The organism is Vibrio sp. N418 (assembly GCF_000222565.1).
Taxonomy (GTDB): Bacteria; Pseudomonadota; Gammaproteobacteria; order Enterobacterales; family Vibrionaceae; genus Vibrio; species Vibrio scophthalmi.
Window position 1 is genome coordinate 43,940 of record NZ_AFWD01000009.1, and the last position, 7,463, is coordinate 51,402.

A 7,463-nucleotide genomic window follows, 5' to 3' on the forward strand; every position below is an offset into this window, starting at 1 on the left:
TCAGCTTTTGGCTGGATGAGCATTATCCCCCATTATGAAAAAAAGAACTCTCCTCATATTTACATTGGTAGTCACTGTTGCCAGTTACGCAGGCTATCGAAGTGTTTTTACCTTACCTGACACCGCACAGGTCACGACGATTACGCCGCCGACAGTCTCGGCCAATGACATGCAGCCCGAATTGGCTTGTTATCAAAACCCAGCCCCTCAAATACTTGATCATGATGGTCAATTAAACCTATTGGTATGGAATATCTATAAGCAAAATCGTTCTAACTGGCAACAGGCTCTAGAGGGACTTGCTCAAGATAAGCAATTGCTACTGTTGCAAGAAGCGAGCATGACAGAAGAGTTACGCGCTTGGATCGATGCTGGGCAGTGGAGTGGAAATTTGGTTGATGCCTTTAAAGCATTTGATACTTCGGCAGGTGTGCTCAATTTGGCGCATCAATTGCCTAAACGTGCTTGCGGGTATACTGAGATGGAGCCTTGGTTACGCTTGCCGAAATCAGCGCTGTTTGCCACTTATGCACTATCGAATGGGCAGACGCTGGCGGTGGTTAATATCCATGCGGTGAACTTTACTTATGGTACGCAAGAGTATCATCATCAACTTGAAAAGTTAGCTAACGTTCTCAAGGCGCATACAGGGCCTGTTATTGTTGCAGGTGACTTTAATAGCTGGAGTGAACAACGTTTAGCGGTGATGAAAGGGGTATTAGCACAGGTTGGAGTGCAAGAAGTGGATTATCAATTGGATCATCGTAAGCAATTTATTAATGGTTTACCGCTTGATCATCTATTTTATCGTGGCTTAACGCTAGAAAAAGCAGAGGCGCCCATTTCTGACGCCTCTGACCATAATCCGATTGAAGTCTATTTTCGTTTGTTACCGTCAGTGCAAAGCGTATTAGAAAATCAGTAGAAACAGCGCCCAAATAGTGTAAACAACCACCCAAGGAAGGGCAGAAATCGCTAAGGCTTGGCCACGTTCGAATTCTGTCCATGTACCGACCGCGGCATAACCGAGGGCGATATACCATGGCATTAACAGCGGTAATGAACTGGCAAATGAAAACCAATCATTGGTCATTGGCAGTTTCAATAAACCATTAAGGCTATTAAGGTTGGCTGCATAACTTAGCACTTGGCCGTGCTTGAGTAAGGCGCTGACATAGCTCGCCAAATCGCCCAGTACGGCCGGGAATAAAATCGCGCAGCTGGCTGCAAACCATTTCCAGTATCCCTGTTGATGCTGGCTTGGCTTCGTCGCAAAATGAAACCAAAAAGCCAATAGTGTTACACTGGTAATACGACCTAAAACCTCGGCAATGATTTCACTTGCCATCAAGGTATTAGCATCTAGCAAGGCTACTTGGCTTGGATTCACTTGCTCTAATTGGGGGAGCAAAGCTTGCTTAAGCCATGCAAAATTGACGATGTCAAAGTAGGCGCCCCAGAATAAAAATGGTGTCAGCAGCAAAACAATGAAAGGCTGCCAACCCCACATACCATTTTGATGTAGGGCGATAAAAGTGGCGCTAGGCGAGCGAAAAATATCAACTAGCATGCTCAAAGGGTTGCTTGATGGCGTCATACACTCACCTTAGTCACGTCGACATACAGCTTCAGTTTTTGACCTGGCTTTAAGTACTTTTTCTTCTCAAGACCATTCCACTTCACGACATCGGTGGTTCTTACCTTGAATTTACTCGCAATGCCACTCACGGTATCACCGCTACGAACTTGATAAAAGACCGTGCGGATCACAGCACCATCAGCGCTGTTTTTCCAGATCACTAAATCTTGGCCAATACGTAGCGTGTCACGTGGGCCCATACCATTCCATTTCGCCAGTGAAGTGTGTGACACCTTATTGGCTTTGGCGATACTCCACAAACTATCGCCTTTGGCGACAGTATGAGTCAATTTGTATTTACCACGAGCTTTCGCTTGGGTTTTCGCTAGACGATTGCTGGCACTGAGTGCGTAAGCCTTGTCATCTTTGGTTGAAATTGGGATCAGCAGATGTTGACCAATACGGATGTTATTGTTGGTCATGTTATTCGCAGTACGAATCACTTGGCTGGTGGTGTTGTACTTGGTTGCTAGCACGCTGATGGTGTCGCCTGATTGCACTTTATAGCGAGCAACCTTCATGCCTTTGCCGCGATTTTGTGCCAATTGCGCGTTAAATTTATCGACTGAAGCGATAGGCAGCAACAGTTGTGTATTACCGTCAGGTGAGGTAGCCCATTGGTTGTAAGCTGGATTTAAGCTTTGTAGCTCATGGACAGAAATATCGGCGTAGTTGGCGGCAATCGCGAGATCAAGCTGTTCATTCGGTTTCACCAATTCGACCACAGGCTTGTTAGCAATCGGCGGGATATCAATTCCGTATTTTTCTTGATTGGCGATCACGTCCGCAAGGGCTAGCAGCTTAGGTACATACGCACTGGTCTCTTTTGGTAACGAAAGAGAGAAGAAGTCGATCGGTTTACCTGCTTTGGTGTTTTTACGAATGGCGCTCGATACACGACCACCGCCACTGTTGTAGGCAGCAATCGCATGTGACCAGTTGCCGTCAAAGCGTTTGTTGAGGTCGGTTAGAAAGTCTAAGGCTGCATCCGTTGCTGCATCGACGTCACGGCGACCGTCATACCAAAAGTCTTGTTCAAGGCCGTACATTTTGCCTGTTGAAGGGACAAACTGCCAAAGACCCGCCGCACTGCCGTGTGAATACGCAAAAGCATCAAACGAGCTTTCTACAACGGGCAATAGAGCGAGCTCTAATGGTAAACCACGTTGCTCAATTTTTTCTGTAATTAGATAAAGAAATGGCTGGGCGCGTTGAGAAACGGTTTTTAGATGCCCTGGGTGTTTGAGATACCAAGTACGGTAGTAATCGACCGTTTTATGGTCGGGAATTGGCATCTCAAGCTGCATCGCGATACGTTTCCACACATCTTGTTGTGACTGAGGTGTCACAACCGGCGTTGCAACTACTTGAGATTCTACAGGCGTAGTGGCTGATGTTGCAGGAACTACTGTTGCAGTAGAGGTCTTATCTGAGGTGGTTTCTACATCAGAATCTTGAGTAGTAGGCTGGGTCATTTGACAACCGGTTAATACCAGTGCCAGAACCCAGCTGTGTTTAAATCGCATGTTACAGCCCTTCTTTTCAACGGCTGCTGATAATACTTGTCTCATTAGCTGAGTGACAAGCAGGAAAACGTTAAAATTCGTTTTTCCACTCACGCAATGCTGTAAAAATTGACACAGGATCCATTTGTGTCGTTCGGTTGCTTACTGATTTTATGACACTGGCTTCATCAACACGTAAAAAAGGATTAATCCATTTTTCACGACGGATGGTGCTTGGCAGTGTTGGTTTATTTTGCGCTCTAAGACGATTGACTTCTTCACGATATTTTTGCAATTGGGCGTTGTCGGGTTCGACCGCCATAGCGAAAGCAAGATTGCTCGAAGTGTATTCATGAGCGCAGTAAACTTCGGTTTCTTCCGGCAGTGCCGCCAGTTTGCTCAGTGATTGATGCATCTGCTCCATGGTGCCTTCAAAAACACGCCCGCATCCGGCAGAGAATAGCGTATCACCACAGAAAAGTTTGCCATCGCCCACATAACCGACATGGCCCAAAGTGTGACCTTCCAGACCGAGTACAAAAAAGACTTCATCAAAAAGATGAATTTGATCGCCGGCTTCAACAGGGTGGGTTAAGGTTGGAACTGGCTCATTGGCTGGGCCGACCACGTCAATGGTTGGGAATTGACGAACTAACTCAGGAATGCCGCCAATGTGATCATGGTGGTGGTGGGTAATTAAGATTGCTTCTAGAGTTAACTCATGTTGTTGTAAGTAGGCTAGTACGGGCGCCGCATCGCCTGGGTCGACAACCGCGCAACGACGATCGCTATTTTGGATGAGCCAGATGTAATTGTCGTTAAAGGCAGGTATGCTTTTGATATCTAACATGGTTTTATCTCCATTTATCAAAGTGAGCTCGTTATGAAACCAGCACGCAGTGAAAAAAAGCTTGTACAGCCCCATTCTTGGGCACAATTAAAAAATGGCCAATGGGTTAACGAATCGATCCAAACTCGGCTTGATGAGTGGTGCCCTAAGCTTTTTGGCTACCACATGCTCAAGTTAGGTGGTTTAAGCTGCGAGCTTACGAGCTGCAACTGCAATATACAACATCAAGTTAATCTCGATATCCACAATCCTTTGCATAACGTGATTGCAGATGGTTACGATTTGCCATTTTTGGAAAAAAGCTTTGATACGGTGATTCTCGCCCATCAACTCGACTATTGTAATGATCCTCATCGCATGTTGCGAGAAGTCGATCGAGTGATGATTGATGATGGTTATTTGATTCTAACCGGTTTTAACCCATTGAGTTTTACTGGGCTCGCCAGTTTCATGCCTTGGCGCAAAAATAATTTGCCGTGGAGTGGCCGCATGTTTACCGCCAGTCGAATTAAGGACTGGTTGGGGATCTTGAATTATCAAGTGGTGGCTTGTGATCAGTATGGGTTGTTTCCGATGCAGACTCATCGCACTTGTTGGACATGGCTGGAAAACAGTATTGGTGATTGGGCTGCGCCAATGGGGAGTTTGTATTTTATTGTCGCGCGTAAAAGAACTTATCCATTAAAGCCGATCAAACCGCATTGGAAGCTGAAACGGAAATTGACGCCAGTGGGCGTCAACTACAAAGTTTCGTCTAAATCGAATTGTACTAAGTCGTAAGCTTATGAGGGCTAAGCGTAATGGCCTAATTGCCTAGTCCTTAGGAATACAGTTCTTAGTAATTTAGCTGCTTGGGATATAGCCGTGATCCACTTTTGTTGGATTTTCAGCGGCTGTACGGGCCAGTTCATCACACATTTCGTTCTCGCGATGACCGGCGTGACCTTTTACCCAGCGCCAGTCGACATCATGACGCTGGGTTTCTATATCCAGTGCCTTCCATAAATCAGCATTTTTTACCGGTTTTTTATCGGCGGTTTTCCAGTCGCGTTTTTTCCAATTGTGGATCCATTGCGTGATGCCTTGACGCACATATTGGCTATCCGTAGTCAGAATCACTTGGCATGGTTCCTTTAAGGCTTTTAGAGCCACAATGGTTGCCAGCATTTCCATGCGATTGTTGGTGGTGAGGGTGAAGCCTTCAGCGAGTGTTTTTTCCACTTGCTTATAACGGAGAACAACGCCATAGCCACCTGGGCCTGGGTTACCTAAACAAGAACCATCAGTGAAAATTTCCACTTGTTTCGTCATGATTTGATACTATAGGTGTTAGCTCATAATCCATATAGTCTGACATATAGCCTGCAATGAATACCAGTAACAATTCAAATCAGCATCGCATCGTGGTTCTCGATACCGAAACCACCGGTATGAATCAAGATGGCGGCCCACATTACCTTGGTCACCGTATTGTTGAAATCGGTGCGGTGGAAATCATTGACCGCAAATTGACGGGTCGTCATTTCCACGTCTACATAAAGCCCGATCGTGAAATTCAAGCCGAAGCGGTGGCTATCCACGGTATCACCGATGAATTTTTGCGTGATAAACCAGAATACCGTGATGTGCACCGCGAGTTTTTAGAATTTATCCAAGGTGCAGAATTGGTCGCGCATAATGCGCCCTTCGACGTCGGCTTTATGGATTATGAATTCGAGAAGTTGGATGCCTCGATAGGTAATACTGAGCAATATTGCAAGGTGACCGATACCCTTGCCATGGCGAAGAGAATCTTCCCTGGTAAACGTAATAACCTTGATATCTTGTGTGATCGCTACGGCATCGATAACTCGCACCGTACCCTCCATGGCGCATTGCTCGATGCGGAAATCCTAGCCGACGTTTACTTATTAATGACGGGCGGACAAACCACTTTACAATTCAATCCCGGCAGCGGAGATGGTGAAGGAGTGGGAGGTGAGTCAATAAAACGAGCTTCTAGTCAGCGAAAAGCACTAAAGGTTTTACGCGCTACTGCCGATGAGATAGAAGCCCATAATAGTCGTTTAGATATCGTAGAGAAAAGCGGAAGCTGCCTCTGGCGTCAATAGGAGAGAAGATGTTGAGGATTTGGTTTGCCTTGCTAGGGTTATGCATTTGTTCATTGAGCTTTGCCGCTCAGAGCTCCTCAACGTCCGCAACGGCAACATCTGAAAGTTCGATGACGCTGTTAGATAACCGTTTTCGGGTTGATCCTAGTATTGAACACATTACTTTTGTTATTTATCGCGCAGAATCCTCACAACCTGTGGTGCTGGTGCGTCCTGACGGTCGTAAATACTACTCCCATCGTAGCCCCGATAACGTCAGTTGGTATCAAGAGTCGGCGATGGATATCGTGTCGATCGAAAACCCAATGCCAGGTCCTTGGCAGGCGATTGGCAAAGTAACGCCAAAAAATAAAATTAAACTGATTTCCCATCTTAAACTGTCAGCGCAAGCATTACCTGAACGCCTATTTCAAGGCGAAGAGATGAAGTTTACGGCTCGCTTAACATCCAATGATAAACCCTTAGTGCTGCGTGACTTTTTGGATCGCGTGGAGCTAAAAGTCACCTTTACTAAGTACATTGAAAATGAAGCTAGCTTGATCAAGGAAGCGCGCCCTGTGCCGATTGAGGTCGGCGTTTTTGCTGATGACGGCCAAGGTTTGGATGAAAAACCGGGTGATGGCGTGTTTACGGTTTCATTGCCGATTACTTCCGCTCCGGGTAAATATCGGGTGCGCATTACTTCAGGCAATGGGGTTTTCTTACGGGCTCAAGAGCAAGAGGTATTGGTTTACCCAAGCCCAATCGAACTTTCCTTTATTCAGTCTCGGACGGAAAATCAAGCTCACCAAGTGATCTTCTCTGGTGAACAAGGCATGATTCAACCGGGGTCACTGGCCGCTCATATTGAACATAGGGATGCGCGGGGTGAGGAAATAGCGGTTGAAAACTCTGCGGCAGATAAAGAGGCAATGAAGGTTGAACTTGATATCCCATACAGTGGCGTGATTGGTGAGTATTCTTGGAATGGCAAAGTGTTTGCCACTGAGCTTGGCTCACATCGCGAGTTGATGTTCCCTCTATCTGAGCAAACTTACAGTGTAGTGAAAGACATTGATCTGGCTGAAACTCGTCGCTTGCAAGAAGAAGAGCGCATCAAACAAGCTCAGCGTTTAGAAGAAATCCGCATTAAACAAGAGCGTGAATCACAGCGTAATCGAAGTTTGATGATTATCGCGTTAGGGAATATTGTGATGATTACTTTGGGCTTAATTGTTTGGTTAGTTATGCGCAAAGTGAAAGCGAAAAAAGCGGCGATTCCTGAAATGCAGTTGGAAATACCGACGAAAGGCTAATGCATTCGAGATTGTATCTGAATAATCTCCTTTTAGAGTACAAAAGGAAAGGGCTGCCGAGCA

7 protein-coding genes and 1 pseudogene are annotated in these 7,463 nt (G+C 46.0%); 4 read left to right on the forward strand and 4 right to left on the reverse strand.

Features of this window, described 5'->3' with window-relative positions; genetic code table 11:
- The first annotated feature begins 34 nt into the window (after window positions 1–34).
- Window positions 35–925, forward strand: a complete 891-nt coding sequence (locus RH86_RS02105) for an endonuclease/exonuclease/phosphatase family protein (RefSeq protein WP_038219105.1) — start codon at window positions 35–37, stop codon at window positions 923–925.
- Here RH86_RS02105 and RH86_RS02110 read toward each other — a convergent pair.
- From RH86_RS02110 to gloB, 3 genes and pseudogenes are all read right to left on the reverse strand, one after another.
- Window positions 911–1,597 (reverse strand): YIP1 family protein, encoded by a 687-nt coding sequence (locus tag RH86_RS02110; protein WP_005593354.1) that lies wholly within the window; start codon window positions 1,595–1,597, stop codon window positions 911–913. The two genes, RH86_RS02105 and RH86_RS02110, sit on opposite strands and share 15 nt — an antisense overlap.
- A pseudogene (locus RH86_RS02115) lies at window positions 1,594–3,006 on the reverse strand (LysM peptidoglycan-binding domain-containing protein); the annotation flags it as partial. The pseudogene RH86_RS02115 and the gene RH86_RS02110, both read right to left, overlap by 4 nt.
- Before the next feature lie 229 nt (window positions 3,007–3,235).
- Entirely contained in the window at window positions 3,236–3,994 is a 759-nt protein-coding gene (gloB, locus tag RH86_RS02120; protein WP_009384675.1) for a hydroxyacylglutathione hydrolase, read from the reverse strand.
- A gap of 33 nt (window positions 3,995–4,027) precedes the next feature.
- Between gloB and RH86_RS02125 the strand changes: the two genes are divergently transcribed.
- Window positions 4,028–4,774 carry a class I SAM-dependent methyltransferase gene (locus RH86_RS02125; RefSeq protein ID WP_009384677.1) on the forward strand — a complete coding sequence of 249 codons (747 nt, stop codon included), beginning with the start codon at window positions 4,028–4,030 and terminating at the stop codon, window positions 4,772–4,774.
- A 63-nt stretch (window positions 4,775–4,837) separates the two neighbouring features.
- On the opposite strand, the gene rnhA is transcribed toward RH86_RS02125, so the two are convergent.
- Window positions 4,838–5,305 (reverse strand): ribonuclease HI, encoded by a 468-nt coding sequence (rnhA, locus tag RH86_RS02130; RefSeq protein ID WP_009384678.1) that lies wholly within the window; start codon window positions 5,303–5,305, stop codon window positions 4,838–4,840.
- A gap of 56 nt (window positions 5,306–5,361) precedes the next feature.
- On the opposite strand from rnhA, the gene dnaQ reads away from it, so the two are divergent.
- Both dnaQ and RH86_RS02140 read left to right on the forward strand, forming a co-directional pair.
- Window positions 5,362–6,105 (forward strand): DNA polymerase III subunit epsilon, encoded by a 744-nt coding sequence (gene dnaQ / locus RH86_RS02135; protein ID WP_005593348.1) that lies wholly within the window; start codon window positions 5,362–5,364, stop codon window positions 6,103–6,105.
- Window positions 6,106–6,113: 8 nt separating this feature from the next.
- A complete protein-coding gene (locus RH86_RS02140) occupies window positions 6,114–7,400 on the forward strand; it encodes a TIGR03503 family protein (protein WP_009384681.1) in 1,287 nt (428 codons plus the stop codon).
- Window positions 7,401–7,463 lie beyond the last annotated feature (63 nt).

Coding starts and splice junctions, on each gene's coding strand:
- RH86_RS02105 (WP_038219105.1), top strand. CDS start 35: ATGAAAAAAAGAACTCTCCTCATATTTACATTGGTAGTCACTGTTGCC.
- RH86_RS02110 (WP_005593354.1), bottom strand. CDS start 1,597: ATGACGCCATCAAGCAACCCTTTGAGCATGCTAGTTGATATTTTTCGC.
- gloB (WP_009384675.1), bottom strand. CDS start 3,994: ATGTTAGATATCAAAAGCATACCTGCCTTTAACGACAATTACATCTGG.
- RH86_RS02125 (WP_009384677.1), top strand. CDS start 4,028: ATGAAACCAGCACGCAGTGAAAAAAAGCTTGTACAGCCCCATTCTTGG.
- rnhA (WP_009384678.1), bottom strand. CDS start 5,305: ATGACGAAACAAGTGGAAATTTTCACTGATGGTTCTTGTTTAGGTAAC.
- dnaQ (WP_005593348.1), top strand. CDS start 5,362: ATGAATACCAGTAACAATTCAAATCAGCATCGCATCGTGGTTCTCGAT.
- RH86_RS02140 (WP_009384681.1), top strand. CDS start 6,114: ATGTTGAGGATTTGGTTTGCCTTGCTAGGGTTATGCATTTGTTCATTG.